Origin of the sequence: Actinoplanes sp. NPDC051475 (genome assembly GCF_040689425.1) — a bacterium.
Classification (GTDB): Bacteria; Actinomycetota; Actinomycetes; order Mycobacteriales; family Micromonosporaceae; genus Actinoplanes.
The window spans coordinates 83,535-101,838 of sequence record NZ_JBFAZZ010000023.1; the positions used below are offsets into that span (position 1 = coordinate 83,535).

18 protein-coding genes are annotated in these 18,304 nt (G+C 69.2%); 14 read left to right on the forward strand and 4 right to left on the reverse strand.

What is annotated here, in order from left to right; genetic code table 11:
• The first annotated feature begins 38 nt into the window (after positions 1-38).
• Positions 39-548, forward strand: a complete 510-nt coding sequence (locus AB0368_RS34320) for a class I SAM-dependent methyltransferase (protein ID WP_366158207.1) — start codon at positions 39-41, stop codon at positions 546-548.
• A gap of 491 nt (positions 549-1,039) precedes the next feature.
• Here AB0368_RS34320 and AB0368_RS34325 read toward each other — a convergent pair whose 3' ends face one another.
• Together AB0368_RS34325 and AB0368_RS34330 are read right to left on the reverse strand one after the other, a co-directional pair.
• Positions 1,040-1,906: an aminoglycoside phosphotransferase family protein gene (locus AB0368_RS34325; RefSeq protein ID WP_366158185.1), complete on the reverse strand. Its 867-nt coding sequence runs from the start codon at positions 1,904-1,906 to the stop codon at positions 1,040-1,042.
• A gap of 112 nt (positions 1,907-2,018) precedes the next feature.
• On the reverse strand, positions 2,019-2,837 hold the full coding sequence (locus tag AB0368_RS34330) for a M15 family metallopeptidase (protein ID WP_366158186.1): 819 nt from the start codon (positions 2,835-2,837) through the stop codon (positions 2,019-2,021).
• Between the two features lie 382 nt (positions 2,838-3,219).
• Here AB0368_RS34330 and AB0368_RS34335 point away from each other — a divergent pair, with 382 nt between their 5' ends.
• The 3 genes from AB0368_RS34335 to AB0368_RS34345 are packed head-to-tail and all read left to right on the forward strand — an operon-like array spanning position 3,220 to position 4,747.
• Entirely contained in the window at positions 3,220-3,453 is a 234-nt protein-coding gene (locus AB0368_RS34335; protein ID WP_366158187.1) for a helix-turn-helix transcriptional regulator, read from the forward strand.
• A 23-nt stretch (positions 3,454-3,476) separates the two neighbouring features.
• Entirely contained in the window at positions 3,477-4,574 is a 1,098-nt protein-coding gene (locus tag AB0368_RS34340) for a helix-turn-helix transcriptional regulator (RefSeq protein WP_366158188.1), read from the forward strand.
• The gene (locus tag AB0368_RS34345; protein WP_366158189.1) at positions 4,574-4,747 is read left to right on the forward strand and encodes a hypothetical protein; all 174 of its coding nucleotides are present in this window, start codon (positions 4,574-4,576) and stop codon (positions 4,745-4,747) included. The genes AB0368_RS34340 and AB0368_RS34345 overlap by 1 nt, the downstream gene beginning before the upstream one ends.
• On the opposite strand, the gene AB0368_RS34350 is transcribed toward AB0368_RS34345, so the two are convergent.
• Entirely contained in the window at positions 4,744-6,945 is a 2,202-nt protein-coding gene (locus tag AB0368_RS34350) for a carbohydrate-binding protein (protein ID WP_366158190.1), read from the reverse strand. The two genes, AB0368_RS34345 and AB0368_RS34350, sit on opposite strands and share 4 nt — an antisense overlap.
• 158 nt (positions 6,946-7,103) lie before the next feature.
• Between AB0368_RS34350 and AB0368_RS34355 the strand changes: the two genes are divergently transcribed.
• From AB0368_RS34355 to AB0368_RS34395, 9 genes are all read left to right on the forward strand, one after another.
• Positions 7,104-7,892, forward strand: a complete 789-nt coding sequence (locus AB0368_RS34355) for an ATP-binding cassette domain-containing protein (RefSeq protein WP_366158191.1) — start codon at positions 7,104-7,106, stop codon at positions 7,890-7,892.
• Positions 7,889-9,211, forward strand: a complete 1,323-nt coding sequence (locus AB0368_RS34360) for a hypothetical protein (RefSeq protein WP_366158192.1) — start codon at positions 7,889-7,891, stop codon at positions 9,209-9,211. Before AB0368_RS34355 ends, AB0368_RS34360 begins: the two co-directional genes overlap by 4 nt.
• Positions 9,208-9,813, forward strand: a complete 606-nt coding sequence (locus tag AB0368_RS34365) for a hypothetical protein (RefSeq protein ID WP_366158193.1) — start codon at positions 9,208-9,210, stop codon at positions 9,811-9,813. Before AB0368_RS34360 ends, AB0368_RS34365 begins: the two co-directional genes overlap by 4 nt.
• 93 nt (positions 9,814-9,906) lie before the next feature.
• A complete protein-coding gene (locus tag AB0368_RS34370) occupies positions 9,907-10,374 on the forward strand; it encodes a hypothetical protein (protein ID WP_366158194.1) in 468 nt (155 codons plus the stop codon).
• Between the two features lie 28 nt (positions 10,375-10,402).
• Positions 10,403-10,735 (forward strand): hypothetical protein, encoded by a 333-nt coding sequence (locus tag AB0368_RS34375; protein WP_366158195.1) that lies wholly within the window; start codon positions 10,403-10,405, stop codon positions 10,733-10,735.
• Positions 10,735-12,783, forward strand: a complete 2,049-nt coding sequence (locus AB0368_RS34380; RefSeq protein WP_366158196.1) for a M91 family zinc metallopeptidase — start codon at positions 10,735-10,737, stop codon at positions 12,781-12,783. Before AB0368_RS34375 ends, AB0368_RS34380 begins: the two co-directional genes overlap by 1 nt.
• A gap of 1 nt (position 12,784) precedes the next feature.
• Entirely contained in the window at positions 12,785-13,447 is a 663-nt protein-coding gene (locus AB0368_RS34385) for a hypothetical protein (RefSeq protein ID WP_366158197.1), read from the forward strand.
• A 19-nt stretch (positions 13,448-13,466) separates the two neighbouring features.
• Complete coding sequence (locus AB0368_RS34390) at positions 13,467-13,718, forward strand: hypothetical protein (protein WP_366158198.1); 252 nt, start codon at positions 13,467-13,469, stop codon at positions 13,716-13,718.
• 236 nt (positions 13,719-13,954) lie between these two features.
• Positions 13,955-14,404: a phage tail protein gene (locus AB0368_RS34395; RefSeq protein WP_366158199.1), complete on the forward strand. Its 450-nt coding sequence runs from the start codon at positions 13,955-13,957 to the stop codon at positions 14,402-14,404.
• A gap of 106 nt (positions 14,405-14,510) precedes the next feature.
• Here the strand turns inward: AB0368_RS34395 and AB0368_RS34400 are convergent, their stop codons facing one another.
• A complete protein-coding gene (locus AB0368_RS34400) occupies positions 14,511-14,876 on the reverse strand; it encodes a hypothetical protein (protein ID WP_366158200.1) in 366 nt (121 codons plus the stop codon).
• A gap of 223 nt (positions 14,877-15,099) precedes the next feature.
• Here AB0368_RS34400 and AB0368_RS34405 point away from each other — a divergent pair, with 223 nt between their 5' ends.
• Positions 15,100-17,997, forward strand: coding sequence for a hypothetical protein (locus AB0368_RS34405; protein WP_366158201.1), 2,898 nt, complete (start codon positions 15,100-15,102; stop codon positions 17,995-17,997).
• Positions 17,998-18,304: the final 307 nt, after the last annotated feature.

Below are 18,304 nucleotides of genomic sequence, written 5' to 3' on the forward strand. Positions count from 1 at the left end.
CGGCCCACTCCCGCTGGTACATCGAGCGCTTCCGGACGATGGCCGCGGAGGGCGCCGACCTGGCCGGGGAGGCCCGCCTGATCGACGCGATGGTCCCGCGCGGTGCCCGGATCCTCGACGCGGGCTGCGGCACCGGCCGCGTGGGCGCATACCTGGCGGCAGCAGGCCACGAAGTGACCGGCGTCGACCTCGACCCGGAACTGATCGCGGCCGCCCGCGAGGACCACCCCGGCCCCCGTTGGCTCGCGGGCGACCTCTCCGAGCTCGACCTGCCGGAGCGCTTCGACGTGATCGTGTCCGCAGGCAACGTCATGACCTTCGTGGCGCCGGGCACGCGCGTGGAGATCCTCCGCCGGTTGCGCGGCCACCTGACCCTCGGCGGCCGGGTCGTGATCGGCTTCGGCGCGGACCGCGGGTACGCCTTCGCCGACTTCCTGGCCGACGCCGCAAGCGCCGGCCTGGCGCCGGGAGTGCTGCTCGGGACCTGGGACCTGCGCCCCTTCACCGAGGACTCGGACTTCCTGGTCGCCCTGCTGGAACCGCGCTGATGGGAACGGCAGCTCCTCATGGCCGCCGGCCCTGCTCACCGCCGTGCGCCGCGGGCAGCTCCTGGTCGTCGAGGTCCCGCTCCCGAATCCGGCCGCCGGTCCACTAGGTCGGCTGCCTCCTCGGCGATGGCCGCGAACTCGTCCGGCGGCATCCTGGCGACGAAGACTTCGCCCAGGTCTCGCCGGAAGGGCGAAGACGATCACCAGATCGCCGTCGAGGTAGTACGTCGACGCGTCGCGCCGTATGGACCGGAAGAAGGCTGCGCGGGAAGCTACGGACGGCAGATTGGTACGGGCGCAGGCGACGGGAACTCCCGGTATCCGTTGCCCGATCGCCCGTCTGTGCAGCACCGGGATTGCAGCCGGCGTCAGCGTACGGCGGCTGACAGGATACGCGCTGTCCGCCGATGAGCTGCACTTAATGACCTTGCTCGGGAGCCCGGCATCCGCCGCACGGTGGAGGTGCCGTACGGAATTTCATCGTCGGGGAGTTACCGATTCATTGGTCTCTCAAAGAGGGGCAGAACTTCGGCGATCATCCGATGGCCTTGTGCTTCGAACGGCTCGTCACCCGCCTTGTAGGCCCAGGCTGCGGTCCCGATCGCCTCGCGGACTCGATTGCGGTGCCACGCGCCCACTTCGCGGGGGTCGGTCCCGTATCCGGTGAGAAAGGCTTCCTCGAGGTGAGGATCACGGTGGAAGTCCTGCACGGCCAGCCGGGCGAGATCCGTGAATGCGGGCCGCATCGCCGCACGGCCGAAGTCGATAACGCCCACGACGCCCTGGTGAACGAGCCAGTTCCGGGGCTGCCAATCACCATGGGTAGGCGTGAGGGTCGCGGGCGGCGTCGGCCAGGCAGAAATCTCAGCTCGCAGTCGCTCCACGATGGTTTCCTCGATGCGGTGTGCTCCGGCGAGCCACGCCAGTGCCTTCTCGTTCTCGCGCTTTTCGTAGTCGTCGTCCCTCGCGGGGGTCTGGGCGTGCAGAAGGGCCAGCAACTCTCCTGCCTGCCGATAGATGCTCGGGTCGTCGGCGTGTCTGCTCCCGAGCACCAGTTCACCGGGGAGGTACCGAGTGACGAGGATCTTCCACTCCGCGCTGCCGTGCACCAGGGTCGGTGCTCGGCCTCTGCTGGTCCAGGGGTGTAGCCAGTTGAGGTGAGCGTTGAGTTCCCGTGCGATGTGGTGGTCGTTGTCCCCGCCGGCTTTGACGATGAACCGCGACCCCGCACAGGTCATCTCGAGGACCGTGGTTTCCACCAAGCCCCAGCTGTGGTCCTTGTCGACGACCGCGCCCGGAAGCCACTGGTCCACCAGCGTCTGTTGTTGCCGGGAGAGCTTTCCGGGAGCAGAAGTCACATCGGGATGCTACGAGCTGAAGCACCGAGGTCGAAGGGCACACCTCGACCCCAGGCCGACGACGGCCCTACGACGGCCCGGTAGAGGAGTTGATCTCCAAGTGTCCAGGTCGTCAGCGGTCGTTCGGGCTGAAGTGCATGTAGTCCTTGAGCGTGCGCCAGCGGCCGCCCCAATAAAGGCCGTTCGCCGTGAAGGCGCGCGCCGCGCCGGTTGCGTGCATCATTCCGCGCCGGTACGGAGCCCGCGCCAGAAAATCCACGCCGGAGCGGGGGTCGATGTAGGTGCCTCTGATCATCGGGTTCTGGACCGGATTGACGTCGATCGCCAGGCCGTACGCGTGCTGCGACAGCGTCTTGCTCCCCGCCACCGTCCGGCAGCTGTAGCCCGACGTCACCGTGCTCATGTCGGTGATCCACGGCGCGTTGAGCGACATCGGGCTCATGCCCATGATCCGGAAGCGCATCCGGTACAGGGTGAGGAACGCGCGCTGGGTCGGCCGGGCGATCGCCTTGTTGACGACGATGCTGCCGCTGCGGGCGGCGCCGTAGAAGTCGATGTAGGTGACCCAGACCTTGCGCAGGTCGGCGGGGAGGACCGGGCACTTCTTCTTCGGGTCCCAGTTGACCGCGGCCGGGGTGACCCGTTCTATCCGGGTGTGCCAGCCGGTGAGGGTGATCGGCGGCTTCGCGACGTGCAGGACCCCGTCCACGCCCGGCTGGTTGGGTTTCACGATGCCGTTCCAGGCGCGCAGCTGGGCCGGGGTGACGTCGTAGACCGCGGCGATCTTCTTGATCGTCTCGCCCGGCCGCACCACGTGGTAGGGCGGTGTCGTCGACGCGGGCGAGACCGGTGCGCGGGGTGTGGCCCGGGCCGGTGGGGCGGCGGTGAACGGGACGATCAGGACGGCGAGCATCACGAGAATCTTCTTCATCACCACCATTACGCATCAGATCGCATGATCATGGGTGGGAATCGGTGAAAACGGGCGGACCGGTTCCGACGTCCCCCGTCTGAACGTCGGAGCCGGTCCTCCCGGCGTGTCCTGTCCCGTGCCCGTGGCGGCGGGGCGCGGGTACGGATCGCCGGGCGCGTCGACGAGCGGGTCGGCTCGTCCCCGTGCGATGCCAGATTGCTGAGGGAGTGCCCGATCGGTCAACGGACGGCCGCCGAGCGGGCGGGAATTTGCGGGATACGGAAGCGCGCGGGTGCGGTTTTGCGCAATGGCAAGCCGCAAATCCGGCAGCTATGGACCGCCGGCTCGGGGCTGTGGTTGCATGCGGCCGAGATTGGCACACCCGAACGGAGCAGCCGCTTTGCCGAAGATCACCCTGTCCGACCGCGAACGTGAGCTGGTGGCCCTGCTCGCCCAGGGGCACACCGACGTCTCGGCGGCCGCACAGCTCGGCATCAGCGCGCGGTCCGTGACGAACATCCTGCGTAGCCTCATGGATCGGCTCGGCGTGGACAACCGGTTTCAGCTCGGTCTCGCGCTCGGCTTCCTCCGCAAGGCCAACGTTCCAAGTCCGTCCGTCGGAAGCGACGATTGACGTCGTAGATGAGAATCGATGGAGTGACGAGCACTCCGGTTCCCCTCGGCGCCGCCGTACCCTCCCTGGTCCGTTGGGGACTGTCCAGCGACGCCGATCTCGTCTTCCGTACCCTCGTGACCTTCGGTCCGCGCACCGAGCGCATCCTGACCATCGAGCTGGGGCTGCCCGGGCGGCGCACCGCCGCGGCGCTCGCCGAGCTGCGCGAGTCGGGGGCGGCCGTGTCCACCGACGACAGTCGTACGACGACCCGCATCTGGACCGCGCGGCGGCCGGCGGCGGTCGTCACGATGCTGCGCTCGCGGCGGCTGCGGCTCGTGGACGGGCGGACGAAGGCGGAGACGCACCACGGCGTGGTGCACGCGCTGCGGAGTTCCGGAGTCGGCGCCGCCCTGCCACTGGGTTCCTTCCCCGGCCTGCCCGGCACGTTCGCCGACGATATGCGCTATCTCTCGAGCCGCGAGCAGACCCGCGAGCGCCTCGTCGAGGTGCTCGGCGGTCCGATCCGCGAGGTCATCTCGATGAGCAACGAGCAGGTCATCGACGCGACCTCCGCGCGGGCCGCCGCGCCGCTGGACATCGAGTTGTATGAACGGGGAGTGCACCTGCGAGTCCTGGCGATGCCACCGGCCGACGGCGACCCTCTCGACGTCAGCGGGCACCTCGTCAACGGCACCACCTTCCAGCGCCGGGAGGCCGAGGAAGTGCCGCTCAAGCTGCTGCTCATCGACCGGCGGATCGCGCTGTTCCCGGCCGATCCGCAGGACCTGGAGCGCGGCTACCTCGAGGTCGGCCGGGCGCCCGTGGTGCAGGCGCTGACTGGGCTCTTCGACCGGCACTGGAATGCCGCCGCGGTCACGCAGCAGCACACCGTCGCGCCGATCGTCCTGTCCGATCGGGAGCGGGGCCTGGTGACCCTGCTCGCCGCCGGGCACACCGACCACACCGCCGCCGAGCGCATGCGAATAAGCGCTCGCTCGGTCACCGGCATCATGCGTAATCTCATGGACCGTCTCGGCGTGGAGAACCGGTTCCAGCTGGGGCTGGCGCTCGGCTCGTTGCGGGTCGTCGCGCCGCCTTCCCTGTCGTTCGATCCCGACATTCCCGATCCGGAGTCCTGATGTCTTCCCGGTTCTACCTAGCCCTTTTCGCCGCTCTCACCGCCTTGGCGCTCGCCCTCGGGGCGTACGCAGGTGCCGGCCGGTCCTCCGACGACGGCCCGGACCGGGTGGTCGTCGCCGTGGTCACGCCGCCGCCGGATGACCCGAACAGCACCTGCGTCGTCTGCGTCTAGCCGGCCAACCGCAGATAGTCGAGGTTGAAGCCGCCGGTCTCGCAGTAGACGGTCACGATCTGGTCGCCCGCGGCCAGGTCGACCGTCGTGTGCACGGACTGGTAGGCACCCCAGCCGCCCGTGTCCGGCACCGACACCTTGGCCAGGACCGCGCCCGACGCGTCCCTGAAGGACACCGCGTCCGCGGCGACCGCTCCCGTGCCGTTGGCGACCCGCAGTTCCAGGTCGTAGGTGCCGGCCGCGCCGACGTCGACCCGGTAGGTGAGCCAGTTGCCGGGTGCGGTCCAGCCGACGTTGCGTCCGCCGCTGGCCGAGGGGTTGGTCTCGACGAAGTTCGGGCCGCCGTCGGTCCAGCCGTGCTGCCCGGTGTACGCCTCCGCCTCGACCTTCACCCCGATCGGCGCGCCGCGCGGCACGACCGTCACGTGCACGGTGACCTCGTCGCGAGCCCGGCCGTCAGTGACGTAGAACGTGAGATCCTGCGCGCCGGCCGTCGTCGGGTGCAGCGTCACGAGACCGGTCGCCGCGTCCACGGTCACGCCCTCCGGCAGGTCGACGGCGTAGTAGGCGAGCCGGTCGCGGTCCCGGTCGGTCGCCGTCAGTTGCACCTGGGCGGTGCCGTACTGGTCGGCGGTCACGTCCGCAACCTCCCGCAAGACCGGTGCATGGTTGCGCGTGTGTGCGACATGAGCCTTCCAACGGTACGTGGCATACGAGCCGGCCGGCACCTTCACGACGAAGGATCGGCCGGCGAGCACCACCCGTACCGATGAATCCGTGGTGTTGGTGTTGCCCAGGATCGCCACATAGTCGTCACCGTCGCGATAGACGACGTTGCTCACCCCGGCGGTGCTCGAGCTGGACTCGACCCGGACGTGCCGCGGGGTCAGGTAGCGCGCGAACTGTCCCATCGCATACAGCTCATCGCGTACCGTGAAATCCCCGGTCGTGGTGTCGACCTTGACCAGGCGATTCGGCCACTTGGTGGTGCGGCCGATCTCCTCCCAGTCCACATTGTTGTCCCGCTTGTCGGTCCAGTGCAGCGTGCCGCCGTCCTGGTCGGTCGTCTGCGCCCACATCACGTAGGAGCTCGCGTCCAGCCGGAAGAAGCTCAGGATGGTCGCGGGGTTGAGATCGCTCGTCTCTGTCATGTGCACGGGCTTGCCGTACTGCTCGTACGCCTCGCGCATGACCGCCGGATCACCCCAGTACGGGTGGAAGGCGATGCCGTCCGCCGCGGCGAGCGCCTTGGGGTCGTCGAAGATCCGGTAGTAGTTCTTGGTCGCGGTGCTGTTCGGGTCGCGCCAGTCCCAGAAGTTGAAGTCGTGCACGTAGAGGTCGGTGCGCAGCCGCGCGCCGGCCAGCTCCCGCTTGATCGCGACGGCGAGCTTCTGCTGCTGCGCGACGCTGATGTCCATCGCCGGGTAGACCACGTCCATCCCGGGCTCGTTCAGCAGGGTCAGGGCGTCGATGCGGATCCCCTGCCGGGCGTACGCCTGCAGATACTTCACGTAGTACCGGGCGAACACGTCGATGCAGTCGTCGCGCAGCTTCCCGGCCTGGTAGTAGGCGGTCGTGCTGCCGGGCAGCAGCGCCACCTCGCCCGTGAACTTGTTGTTCGTCTTCATCCACGCCGGGGCGCTCCACGCGGAGGCGAAGAAGGTCGCCCGCGGGTTGTAGCGCTGGATCAGCTTGACCGTGTCGACGATGTGCAGGTCGATGTCGCGCTGGATGGAGAAGTGCCGCAGCCGGAAGTCCTCGGCCACCCCGGCCGGCAGCTCGTCGTACGACCAGAACGGCAGGTGTTCGATGAGGTCGGGGCTGCCGATGGTGAGCCGGAACCGGTCGAGACCCGCGCCGGACCGGGGGTCGACGAGCAGGCGGATGGCCTCCTCGCGCTTGGCGGGGGTGAGTTTCCACAGGTTGGAGACGCTGGTCTCGTCGATCGAGAAGCCGATGCCGGCGTATCGCTGCCGGGCCTGGCTCGGGTCCACGACGACGGTGGCGTCGGTGGGGGCGCCGGCGTCACTGCCGACGTACGTGGTGGGGAGCGGCTGCCACGCCTTGGCAGCCCCGGCGGAATACGTCCCGGTGACGGGCTGACCGCGATGGGTCGCCGCGGCGGGTCCGGCGGGGCTGAGCACGGTGGCGGCGGCCGTGGTCAGGACCGCCAGGGCCGCGGTCAGAGAGCGCCTCACAGAGCCTCCTCGAAGGTATCGACAGGTGCCGACGTCAGGAAGCCTCGCTATTGCCGACCCTTAAGTCAAGGTGCAAATTAACTCTTCTGTGACCCATGTCACGTCTTTTGCAGAACCGTGGACGATCATGTGTCGTCTTCCTGGTTGTGAAACGAACTATGGACGCCGAGACGGCTCCCACCACCTATCCCTGGGCCGTGCATACCGAGGGTTTGCAGGTCCGGGCGGGCCGGCATCTGGCCGTCGACGGCTTGGATCTGGCTTTGGGTAGGGGTGTGCATGGTCTGCTGGGCCCGAACGGTGCTGGTAAGACCACCCTGATGCGGGCGTTGGCGACGGTGATCAAGCCGGCGGGTGGGCGGCTGTCGTTGTTGGGCGAGGGCGTCGGGGGTCGTGCGGATCTGCGCCGGGTGCGTCGGGGTCTGGGGTATTTGCCGCAGCAGTTCGGCTTCTACCCACGGTTCACGGTCCGCGATTTCGTCGAATACATGGCCTGGCTCAAAGAGATGCCCAAGACGGTGGTGCCGGGGGCGGTGCAGCGGGCCATCGACCGGGTCGGGCTGACCGGTAAGGCGAACGCGCGGATGAAAACGTTGTCGGGTGGCATGTTGCGCCGCGCCGGGATCGCTCAGGCGATCGTCAATGATCCGCAGGTGTTGTTGCTGGATGAGCCGACGGTGGGTTTGGACCCGGAGCAGCGGCTGGATTTTCGTGAGCTGCTGCGTGATGTCGGCGTTGATTCGTGTGTGTTGGTGTCCACGCATCTGGTTGAGGATGTGGTCGCGGCGTGCACGGATGTGGTGCTGATCAATGAGGGTCGGCTGGTGTATCAGGGCACTCCGGACGATCTGGTGACGCAGGGCGGTCACGGCGATGCCGGCGATAGTGCGGCGGAGCGGGGTTATTCGGCGTTGCTGCGCCGGTATCGGGCGGAGGCCGGCCGATGACCCGGGTGTTGGGCATCGAACTGCGCCGTTCCGCGGCGATCAGCACCGCGATCATCCTGCTGGTAGCCGGCGTGCTGCTGCTCTTCTTCGCCGAAGGAATTGAATTCGCGACCGGATGGATGCAGCTGGCCATGACCCAGCGTCTCTACCTGGCGGTGCTGTGGCCCGTGGCAATGGCGGCCGGCGCCTGGCAGGCCCGCCGCGAGCACCGGTCGAACGTGGCGGAACTGTTCGCCAGCACTCCTCGCCCAGCGGCGCACAGAACCGTACCGACGCTCGGTGCGATGGCTGTCGCGGTGGTGTGCGGATACCTGTCGATGGGGGTGGCGGGCGGCCTGTGGATCATCGGCACCGCCGAGTACCTGCCGATGTCGGTCTTCGTCGTCACCGCCGTCGGCGCCTTGGCGCTGATCGCCGCGGCCTGGCTGGGCCTGGCGGTCGGCCGCCTGCTGCCGTCCCCGGTGACCGCGCCCGCACTGGCCGTGGCGGGCCTGGCGCTTCTTCTGCTCATCCCCGGCGCGACGCGTCCCCGGGGCTGGCTGGCCCTGGTGTTCTCGCCGATCTACGAGATGAACATGCCGGACGCCTACACGACAGTGCCCGCCCGTGCCAGCGCCTCCCAGGCCATCTGGCTGGCCACCCTCGCCATCGCCGCCGTGATGCTGTTCGCGGCCGGCAACTGGCGCATCCGCGTGGCGGCGCTACTGCCCGTGGTGATGGGCGCGACGCTGGCGATCGCGGTCATGCCCCACCACGACAGGGTCGTCAACGCGGCGATCGACCCGGTGGCGAGGGAACTGGTGTGCGCCGAGGGCGAACCGCGGGTGTGCGTGAGCCGGGTCCATTCCGGACTGCTGCCCGAGGTGACCCCGAAGGCCCGGGAAAGCCTGGCGATCCTGGCGAAGCTGCCGGACCCGCCCACCCAATTGGACGAGGACACCACCACGTATCTCCCCGAGATCTTCCCGCCGTGGGAGAAGGACGTCGTCCTGTACCGGGTCGAGGCCGGCCAGAACGGTCACCTCGGCAACGAGACCCACGCGCTGGCGGAAATGGTGTCCGGGGCGTTCGGCAGCCCACCCCGATGTGAGGAATACGCCGGCCCGGACGAGAAACTCGCGGCCGCCTACTGGCTGATCGGACGTGAGCCGGTCGCCGACGACACCTACGACGCGGAAGTCATCTCCACAGCCGTGGAGCTGTGGCAGAACCTGCGGAAGCTGCCCGAGGCCAAGGCGAAAGCCCAGGTGATCGCCCTCCGCCAGGCCGCTCAGAACTGTACCGTCGGCGACGGCGTACTTCCCAGGAGCAAGCGATGAGGTGGCTCACGCTGTACCTGCGCTCCCGACGCGTCCCGATCGCGCTGGCCGCAACCGTCGGCTGCACGGCGCTGATGTGGTCACTGTGGTCGGCGTTCTCCGACGAACGCGAGGTGGGCGTACAGATGGTCGTCCTGACGGTCCTACTGCTGGTGGCGGCCCTGACCGCCACCCTCGGCGGCCCCGACGACGCCCTGGAGAAGACGGCCGGACTCCCGTGGCCGCCACGACGGTTCGCCCACCTGCTGGTGGCCTTCCTCGTCGTAGCGCTACTGCTGCTGATGACGTTGGCGACCGGGGCGCGCTTCGGCCCCGCCTGGCTCGTGATCCGCGACGCGGCCGGTCTGCTGGGCCTGACCGCCCTGGGCGCGGCGACCATGGGCACCGCCCGAGCATGGTTCCTGCCGCTGGGCTGGACGCTGGCCGCGATCCTCTTCCCCCGGTCGGAGCCGCTCATCGGACGGATCCTGACGTGGCAGGCACAGCCCCCGGCGACCGCCGCCGCCACCGTGACGGCCGGGCTGCTCGCACTCGGCGGACTGGTCGCATACGCGATCGCCGGCCCGGCCCGCCGCGCACCCGCCGAAGCCGCCCAGCAGTGAGCTCACGAATTCGTGCCACTGTGCGCCGCGACCACACCCCGGAAACTCATTGATCGACGAGCATGTGCCGCGCCATCGACTTGGAGGATCCCCATGCGGCCCCATCGTTCCAGCCTGCTTCTCGGCGTACTCGCCGCCGGCCTGGTGCTGACCCAGCAGGCATGCACCTTCACCGGCCGGGAACTGAGCCGCCCGGTCTCCTTCACCGCACCGGCGGACAGCGACCCCATCCTGTCAGGCAAGCGCGAGGTGGTCATCCGCCCTCTCCCGTCCGCGGAGTCCGCCGTCGCGGTCGTGCTCAGCCCGATCGGCGACAAGTACATGCTCAAGGTCGCTGAGGCGTCATGCCTGGGCGTCGGGAAAGACGGTGCAGTGGTGACGGAGAGCTGCGATGCGGGCCGCGCGGGTCAGCTGTTCACCATCACACCGCAAGGCCCTTCGGGGTACGCGATCAGCAACCAGGGGGCGTTCCTGCAGGTTTTGTCGGGTAGGGGGCTGACTGCTGGAGGGCCGCTGAAGACGACGTACTCGTTCACCGACAACGGGCCGGCGCGCATCTGATTCGCCTCATGTTGTTAGCCTCCGACCCATGGCCGATGAGGTGCGCGCCGACCCCGACGCAATCGTCCGGTTGGCGAAGGCCACCCTGGCGGGCGCCGACACGATGACCGACGGCTGGTCGGCAGCGCAGGGAGTGGTCGTGCCGCCGGGCGATGCGTACGGGAACTCCTCGGCAGGACCCGCCATCGCCGCAGCAGCCGCCGGTGCCGAGGCTGCCATGGATGCCACCTGGCGCCGGATCGTCGGTGTGTACGAAGGCGACGTCGACCGGCTCTTCCGGGTGGCGTTCGCCTATCAGCAGGCCGACTCCGAGGCTGCCGAACGGCAGCGGCGGACCGCCGGTGGACGACAGCCGATCTGATGACCTCCCCGCAGATCCCGCCGCCCGACCCGGTGACCCTCGACAACGTCTGGCAGCTCGAGGCCGATCCCGGCGCGTTGGACCGCGCCGCGGACCAGTGGCGTACCTTCGCGCGGGCCGCCTCGGCCGGACGCGACTCCGTGGATGACGCCGCCGCACCGCTGCGCGGGGAAGCCTGGTCCGGCGACGCCTCCGACACGTATCACGATCACCGCGAGAAGCTGGGCCGCGGTGTCGATGAAGTGGTGGAGGCAGCTACCGGATTCGCGGTGGCGTTGGCTGCGGCATCGGATCTGCTGAGGACCGCTCAGAGCGCGCTCGCCGACTCTCTGGCCCGCGCGTCCGCAGCCGTCCCCGCCACCGTGACCGGCGTCAGCGTCACGTTCCGGCCGCGTACCGCGGACGACATCCCGGCGATCAACGCGGCTGTCTCCGAGGCTCAGCGGATCCGCGCCGACCTCGACAGCGACCTCGTCGTGCAGAGCGGCAGGATCGACACCGTCCGCCTGGAGGTGCAGAGCCTCGCCGGTGCCTGGGACACCATCGCCAACGGCCGTGACGACGGCTGGACCCTGCCGCCCGAAGCACGCGGCACCAGCTGGATCTACGACGGCGAGTCCGTCGTCCTCAACACCGGCCCGGGCAACGACACCGTTCAGGTGCGCGTCGACGCCCGCACCGGCGAGCAGATCGTCACCGTGAACGGCGTCAGCACCACCTTCCCACCGAACTACCACCTCACGATTCGCGCCGGGCAGGGCAACGACAGCATCGACGTCGCCCCGGGCACCCGCGTGCAGCTCACGCTGCTCGGCGGCGAAGGTGACGACGTACTTAAAGGTGGCGACGGCAACGACCGCATTCTCGGCTTGGACGGCCGGGACCACATCGAGGGCCGCGGGGGCGACGACCGCCTCACCGCCGGCGCCGGCCGCGAAGGGAGCGGCGCCGACATCGTCGAGCACGTGCACGGCGGAGACGGCAACGACCGCATCTACGGCGGATTCGGCAACGACTACATGACAGGCGGCGCCGGCGACGACCTGATCGAGGGCGGGGGACAGGACGACACCCTCGACGGCCAAGACGGTACGGACACCGTCCGCGGAAACGCCGGCACCGACAACCTGTACGGGCGAAGTGGAACTGACACCCTCGACGGCGGCGACGGACGCGACTACCTCGACGGCGGCGCCGGCGACGACCACCTCCGAGGCGGCCTCGGCGACGACACCGCGTACGGCATGGACGGCAACGACTCGATCGACGGCGACGCCGGCCAGGACTATCTCGAAGGCGGCACGGGCAACGACGACCTGACCGGAGCAGCGGGCAACGACATGATCTCCGGCGGCCGCGGCGACGACGTCCTGCGCGGCGGCACCGGCGATGACAAGTTCTACTCCGGCTGGGGCCGGGACACGGTGGTCGCCGCAGCCGGTAACGACCAGGTGTTCGGCCAGAACGACGACACCATCACCGGCGCCGAGCGGGTCGTCAACGTCCAACTCTCCGACGACGTCGACTTCATCAAGGTGACCGGCTCGCCGGACTTCGTCGCCCGCGTCGAGGCCGACCTCGACATGCTGCGAGCGTCGCCGACCGGCCAGCAGATGCTCGCCAACCTGCAGAAGGCCAGTGACGACAGCGCCAACTGGTTCTACGACGGCAACGGCCTGACCATCTCCGAGCTGACCGAGGAGAACGGCAAGGCGCCCTGGCCGGACGACAACCTCCTCTTCGGCGAGGAATGGGCCATCGAGTACAACCCGTCATTCGACACGGTGCACAACAGCCCGCCGGTGACTGTCCTTTACCACGAGATGGCCCATGTCTACGACTACGCCCACGACACCCTGGACGAGAACACCTACCAGGGCGCGGACAACTTCGGAGTCCCCAACTACGAGCGCGTCGCCGCGGGCCTGCCGATCGACCACGACGGCGACCCCTCCACCCCCGATCAGATCGACCCCGACCATCCCCTCCGGTTCACGGAGAACGGACTGCGCGAGGAACTCGGCGCCCCGCGGCGGCCGTCGTACTGACATGCCCCCACGCCGCAGCCTCGCCGCGATCGTCGCCGCCACCGCCGTTCTCACCGTGGCCGCCTGCGCCGATGACGTCTCGTCGCTGCCCGACCGGCCCGGGCCCCGGGTGGCGGTCACGCTCGACGCGACGTTCGCCCGTACGCCGACGTCGCTGACCTGGACGTACACGTTGCGCAACGACGAGCCTGGCGAAGTCGCTGCCTTCACCGGAAGCTCCGCCGACGCGGCCGGTGGCGTCTCGAACTCCACCGGTGCCTGGGTCGTGCCGCGCGACGAGGAGACGGTGGAGGTATCGCAGCGGTTGTTCGCGCAGCCGCCGAAGGTGGGATTGGCTCGGCCGTACACCCAGTTCGGGACGGTGATTCCGGCCGGTGCGGTGCTGTCCGGGTCGGCTTCAGTGCAGCTTCCGTTGAAGGTTTCACATCCGTACGGGTCCGCGTTCAAGCCGCCGCTGGAGCTTCCTTCGGACCCCAAGAAGGTCGTGTTCTGCGTCGGGGTGGCGAGGGCGAAAGACATTCCGCCGTCGCCTTCGGAAACGCCGCCGTCGCTCTACGCGTCGCCCGACGGTCCTGCGCCGGAAGGGGCCCGCAAGGCCCGGTACGTCCATGCCGGCGGAGGCCGCCAGTACCTCGTCTGCGCGCCGCCCGAGGAACTCGGCTGAACTCAGTAACAATAGGCGTGTGCGGTTGCGGGAGCCGTGCACGTCAGTCCTTCCGCGGCTAGCCCACGGCGGGATCCGGCACCAGCGACGCCAGAAATTCCTGCTGCTTTCCACGGTGATCCTCGCGCCCGCCACCCTGCTGTACGTCAAGGCGCGCAGCGAACGGGGGCGCCGGCTTTTCACGCCAACTGAGATCGCGCTCTGCGCCCTGATCGTGGCCGGCGGCATCACCGGGGTCGTCGGCCTGTGGACCGGCTTCCTCGCCGTTTGACGCAACGCAGCTTCGCGACCCGGGTGCTGCCGCCCACCGTGCTCGGCAAGGCGGCGTGCGGTCCGTAACAACCGCTGGTATTCCGACGCGTGCTCGAAGGTGCTGCTGTCGTGCTCTCACCGCGAAGCGCACCTCGCGCGGCCAGGCACACCGCTACGCTGACTCCAGCCGTGAACCCGGTATCCAAGGTCCGGGGTCCAGGCTTACACGCGGAGGAATTTGTTATGCCCTATGCGGTGGACTTCGGCACCGTTTCGACCGTCGGCCTGGAGTCGTCGCCGGTTGCGGCTGCGCTTGCCGGGCTGCGGGCGAACGAGGCCCGGTACTTCAAGAACAAGTACGACCACACCTTCACGGTTGAGCCTGCGAGCGACGCCGAATCGACCATCGCCTGGGTGAGCCGCATCCTCGAGGAAGAGCGCGGCATCGTCATCTCTTCTCGACCGCTTGAGGCGACCGCGTTCCAGGTCGAGAACATCCGGATGGCGTACGTCTTCTACGAAAGCGGCCTGTCGATCAACGTCATGTACACCATTGACGACGGCGGAAAACGGGCGGTCGGATTCAAGCTCTCCGACGGGATGGACGTTCCTGAGGAGCTCGGGTCGTTCAAGTTCGCTCGGCAGAAGTCGAAGCTGGCCGGAACGATTCGCGGCTCCTACTTCGTCATCAAGAAGGAGCACTGATCTCGAAGCTCCGGAGCGCTGGCTCGGCCATCGCCGGGTCGAAACGGGGACGGCCCGCGCCCACCTTGTGTCCGGTACAGGGCCCGGCAATGAACGGCGCCGGGCGCTACGCGCCGTGGTCGTCGCGACCGAAAGTGATGTGCTGGTCCCCGCCGGCCTGGAAGATGCGGGCCCGGTCGCCGGCGGTCGCCTGCATGGAGGCTGGTGCCACGCCGGGTCGGGGTGCGGGATCGCCGCCGGTCTGCCTCTCGGTGACCGGTTCGCTGACGGCCTGCCGGTCGTCGGGGGCGTGCGGGTCCCGGGCCCGACGAGCGCCGGCCGCGCCGGCCACCAACCCGAGAAGGCTCGCCGCGGCGCCGATACCGCTGCTGACCCGATCGGCGGACTCGAGGCCGAGCACCAGGAAGATGATGCCGACGGCTGCCACGACGGCGCCCGACACCAGCCACCACCACCACGATCGACCCGTCATGGCGCTCCACTCGGTACAGTCCCGGTCTGGTACGAGAGCCGCATCATCGCGGAACCGGATGGGCGGCAGCAACGGCGGGCCCACCCGATCGGGGTCGGCGTAAGCGCCGAACCTGTGGAACTCCTGGTCGGTGCTCACCGCGACGGTGGCCCGGCGGCGAACCGCTCGGCAAGGATGGGCGCGTGCCGACAGAAGCCACCTCACCGGCCGGAGCGGGCGAGCAGTGAGTTCCGAGCAGCCGGTAGTCCTCAAGGCGGAGGCATCGGGACAGTCCCAGGTCTACCAGGCCGGTCGCGACCAGCACCTCCACTACGGCGACGGAGTCCGGGCACGGCAGCGTGCCGTTGCCGGGGCCGGACCCCGAGATTGCCCGTATCCGGGCCTGGCGCCGTTCGACGCGGAGTTCCACCGCTGGTTCTTCGGGCGTGACCGACTCGTCGCCACGCTCCTCGACCGGCTGGACGGCCGGACCCGCACCGGCGGCCTGCAGGTGGTCATCGCGCCGTCGGGCGCCGGCAAATCCTCGCTGCTGCGGGCCGGGCTGCTGCCACGCCTCGGCCAGGGGGCACTGCCCGGATCAGCCGCCTGGCCGACGGTGGTCCTCACTCCCGGAGCCGATCCGCTCTGGGCGTTGCACAGCGCCCTCGAGGGGGTGACCGACACCGGTGAACGGCTGGTCCTGGTGGCCGACCAGTTCGAGGAGCTGTTCACCCTCTGCGACGACCCAGGCGCGCGAACCGCCTTCATCGAGGAGCTGGCGCTGCTCGCGGCCCGGGAATCCGCGCCGGACGCCCTCGTCGTCATTGGTGTACGGGCCGACTACTTCGCCGCCTGTGCCGCGGATCCACGACTCAGCGCCGCGCTGCAGGACCGGCCTCTGGTGGTCGAGCCGATGACGGAGACGGAGTTGCGGGAGGCGATCCGGTACCCGGCCCAGGACGTCGGCCTCGACATCGAGCCTGGTCTGGTGGCGCTCCTTCTGCGCGACCTCGGCGTCGTGGCCGGCGCGGACGGGGATCCGCCGGCGACGTACGAGCCCGGGCGTCTGCCCCTGCTGGCGCATGCCCTGCGGGCCAGCTGGCAGCAGCGGCAGGGCGCCACCCTCACCGTCGAGGGATACCAGGACACCGGAGGCATCGAACGCGCGGTGGCGACGACGGCTGACGACACGTACGAGGCTCTGGACGAGGCCGGGCGGCAGACGGCGCGGTCCCTCTTCGTGCGCCTCGTCAGGATCGGGGACGGCGTCGAGGACGTCCGGCGCCGGCTGCCCCACGACGAACTGGCCGGCGGGGACACCCGTCCCGCGACGACCGCAGCCGTCATCGACGCGTTCACCGCCGCACGTCTCCTGACCCGACACCGGGACACGGTGGAGATCACCCACGAGGCACTACTCCGGAGCTGGCCGAGGCTGCGTACCTGGCTGGACGACGACCGGACTGGCCGGCTGGCTCAGCAGGACCTGGAGGATGCGGCCCGGGCCTGGCTGCGGGCGGACCGCGAACCATCCCTTCTGTACGGCGGCAAGCGGCTGCGTACGGTGCGTTCCTGGGCCGGCGACCGACCGGAGTGCGAGCTCAGCCCGGCCGCCCATGCGTTCCTGACCGCCGCCCATCGCCACCGAAGACGCGCCGCCTGGCTCCGATCGGCCCTCGCCGGCATCGTCGTCCTGACCGTCGTGGCGGGCGGGTACGGCCTCTCGTGGGGTGCCGACTACCGGGAACGCCTCGCGCGACGGGATTCCGCCGATCAGGTCATCCGGGAACACGCGATCGAGTTCGAGCGCTTCCGGAAACTTCCCATCCGCAATGTCGAGGTGTCGGCGCGACTGAGCACCCTTCCACAGGACGGCTCGGCCATCGAGGTCCGGCTCACCCACGACCGGCTGTGGTCACGGCCGATGAGCTTCTTCATCACACCGGTCCGCGACGGTGCCGACTGGCCGAAACAGCTGGGAATCCGGGACGACGACCAAAACGCCTTCCCCTGCCAGCACTCCGAGATGTCCGGCCGGCTCCGCTGGTACGACCGCGACGAGCCGATGATCACGACCCTCCCGCTCGTCGGCGATCCCTGGGGGTACGTCACCACGGAGTTCACCGGCAAGGAGTTCAAGCCGCTGTCCGCGCTGTCCGTACCCCAGAAGCACGAACTCGCGCCGATCGAGACACTGGTCGCCAAGGACGCGACCGTCGAACTGTTCCTCCACCGCCCCGGGCAGCCGAAACCCGAGAAGCTCGACCCGGACCACACATCGGTGCAGGTGGAGGTGGCCGCCGCCTATGAGGGGGCGGTGTGGACCAGGTACACCCTGTTCCGAAGCGTCCACACCCCCGTACAGCGTGAGGCGATGGGAGTCGATGCGCTGTACCACCGCCCGCTGATGGAGCAGGAAGCACTGCTCTCGTCCTACGAACCAGCGGCCACCGTTCAAGGGGTGCGGGCCGTGAAGCCGGCCGAGGACCGTTGGCGCCAGGGAGCCTCGCCTTCCTCGCCGGCCGAGGAGGCACTGTTCGCGGCGTTCGAGAACAACGCCGGGGTGCTGACCCGGAAACCGGCAGCAGCGGTCCGACACTATGAGAACGCCGTCCGCCTGGGCACCACCGCAGCCACCCAGATCGCTACGGACAACGCCTCAGTGCCGGGACGCGCCGGTCTCTGTGCCGCGACGTACGCCGCACTCAACCTGACCGACCTGTTGAAACCCGGCGTCGACAGCAAGCTGGCCACGTTGCAGGCCTCCGTGACCAGACTGTCCCAGGTCCCCGCGCCGTACCGGGAGTCGGTGCAGGTTCGCCGCTGGCTCAGCATGACGTTCCTGCGCTTCGCGACGGGATTCGGCGAACGTCAGGACCGACCGAAAAGCATGCTCGCCACCCGGTACGCCATGGACGAGGCCGGCGCCGCCTACCGCGGGCAGCGGACGATCGCGGGTGCCCTCGAGTTCATCGAGGCCTCCGACACGGCCGGCGCCATCCGAGCCCGGCTGTCGCCACCCGAATCGGGAAGGCCGGAGTGGTCCGACACGCTGCGCCAAGCCTGTACGCAGGCGGTCGAACCATGGCGTCAGGCGGCACCACGGGGGTCCCTCCCCGAAGAGCTGCGGTCGTGCGCCTGACGGTGGCCGGAGCCCAGGGGCATGGTCGGGGCGGGTTCATGCGGGCTCTGCGTGCCTGTTGATTGGCGGCGCAGGATTCGGGGGTCGCCACGTCGGCAGCTGGGTGCCTCAACCAGGCCTTCGCTGTGAAGAGGCGCCGATGCGCACAGGGTCAGAACGCGACGAGCCGCCCGGCGCAATACCGGGCGGCTCGTGACGTGCGGGTGCTCAGGCGAGCTTGACGTTGAAGATCGGGTTCGCGGCCAGCTTGCGGAACGCGGTGAGGCTGGTCTTGGTGCTGTTGATGCTGATGTCGCGGTCGCCCTGG

What these genes read in the sequence shown, in the direction of transcription:
- AB0368_RS34330 (WP_366158186.1), bottom strand. Translation starts at nt 2,837, where the DNA reads ATGAAGAAGATTCTCGTGATGCTCGCCGTCCTGATCGTCCCGTTCACC.
- AB0368_RS34355 (WP_366158191.1), top strand. Translation starts at nt 7,104, where the DNA reads ATGGACGCCGAGACGGCTCCCACCACCTATCCCTGGGCCGTGCATACC.
- AB0368_RS34360 (WP_366158192.1), top strand. Translation starts at nt 7,889, where the DNA reads ATGACCCGGGTGTTGGGCATCGAACTGCGCCGTTCCGCGGCGATCAGC.
- AB0368_RS34370 (WP_366158194.1), top strand. Translation starts at nt 9,907, where the DNA reads ATGCGGCCCCATCGTTCCAGCCTGCTTCTCGGCGTACTCGCCGCCGGC.
- AB0368_RS34380 (WP_366158196.1), top strand. Translation starts at nt 10,735, where the DNA reads ATGACCTCCCCGCAGATCCCGCCGCCCGACCCGGTGACCCTCGACAAC.
- AB0368_RS34385 (WP_366158197.1), top strand. Translation starts at nt 12,785, where the DNA reads ATGCCCCCACGCCGCAGCCTCGCCGCGATCGTCGCCGCCACCGCCGTT.
- AB0368_RS34375 (WP_366158195.1), top strand. Translation starts at nt 10,403, where the DNA reads ATGGCCGATGAGGTGCGCGCCGACCCCGACGCAATCGTCCGGTTGGCG.
- AB0368_RS34400 (WP_366158200.1), bottom strand. Translation starts at nt 14,876, where the DNA reads ATGACGGGTCGATCGTGGTGGTGGTGGCTGGTGTCGGGCGCCGTCGTG.
- AB0368_RS34365 (WP_366158193.1), top strand. Translation starts at nt 9,208, where the DNA reads ATGAGGTGGCTCACGCTGTACCTGCGCTCCCGACGCGTCCCGATCGCG.
- AB0368_RS34320 (WP_366158207.1), top strand. Translation starts at nt 39, where the DNA reads ATGGCCGCGGAGGGCGCCGACCTGGCCGGGGAGGCCCGCCTGATCGAC.
- AB0368_RS34345 (WP_366158189.1), top strand. Translation starts at nt 4,574, where the DNA reads ATGTCTTCCCGGTTCTACCTAGCCCTTTTCGCCGCTCTCACCGCCTTG.